A 1,207-nucleotide genomic window follows, 5' to 3' on the forward strand; every position below is an offset into this window, starting at 1 on the left:
GGACGAGGTTGTTGGCGAACCCGCCCCGGTTCCAGGGCTGCCGGGTGGGCTGGGTGCGTCCCGAAGCGTCGTGGGCGCGCACGCTCAGCACATGGTCGCCGGGGGCGGCGGTCCATCCGAGGGACCACCGGCGCCAGGCCCACCGGTGGCCGTGGTCCGGTTCGAGATCGGCCGGACGCCACGTCGCGCCGCCGTCCGTGCTCACCTCCACCGCCGACACCGGGGCGTGTCCCGACCAGGCCCGTCCTTCCAGCGTGACCGTGCCGGGCGCCACCACCCGGGTCCGGGACATGAAGTCCGGGAAGCCCGGGGGGATCAGGAGCGCGCGGGGAGCGATGAGGGTGACCGGGTCGCCCTCCTCCTCGGGCTCCCGCCTGATCCGGTAGGCGACGGACTGCTGGAAGCCGGAGAAGGGGGTGTCGAGGACCGTGATGTCACGCAGCCACTTGACGTGGGCCATCCCGTACCAGCCGGGCACCACGAGACGGAGCGGACTGCCGTGCTGGGGCGGCAGGGGTGCGCCGTTCATCGCGTAGGCGACCAGGACCTCGGGGTCGTCGCCGGTAGCGACACCGAGGGTGAGGCCGCGCCGGTAGTCCTGCTCGACACCGCGCTCCACGCCGTGGTCCGCCCCGGTGAAGACGACGTCGACCGCGTCCGGCTCCACCCCGGCCTCCCGGAGGAGGACCCGCAGGGGCACCCCTGTCCATTCCGCGGTGCCGACGGCCTCGACCAGCCACGGCTGGCTCACCGGCCTCGGTGTCAGCAGTGCCCTGCCGTTGCCCGCGCATTCCAGGGTGACGCGTGTGGTGGTCGCCGGGTAGGCGCGGAGCCGCGCCGGCGACAGGCTCAGGGGGCGCCGTACGCGGCCGCCGACCGTCAGGTGCCATGCGGTCGCGTCCGGGACGTAGGGGATGTCGTAGTGCGTCAGGACGTAGTGGAGGCCCGGCGGGGTGACGTCGTAGCGCAGGGCCTCCAGCGGCAGACCGTGATTGCGGGCGGCCAGGGCCAGCTCGTCCTGTCCCAGGCCCTCGCCGGGGGCGGCGAGCCGGGCGGGCGTGCTCACGTCGGCGGTGCGACGTCCCATGCCCTCATTGTCGTCCGTCCTCGCCGGCCCCGCCCGGGCGGGGCCGGCCCAGCATGGCTCCTCTTCCGTGGCTCTGGTCCTGACAGATGTCAGGCATCGCGGCGCCCCGGACCTGCCCAG

General features: G+C 74.2%; 1 protein-coding gene. It reads right to left on the reverse strand.

Going from position 1 to position 1,207, the window contains the following annotated elements:
• On the reverse strand, positions 1–1,087 hold a 1,087-nt coding region (locus tag ABZ281_RS49915; protein WP_356665530.1), incomplete at its 3' end, for a sulfite oxidase.
• Between the last annotated feature and the right edge of the window lie 120 nt (positions 1,088–1,207).

Source organism: Streptomyces sp. NPDC006265 (genome assembly GCF_040613555.1).
Taxonomy (GTDB): Bacteria; Actinomycetota; Actinomycetes; order Streptomycetales; family Streptomycetaceae; genus Streptomyces.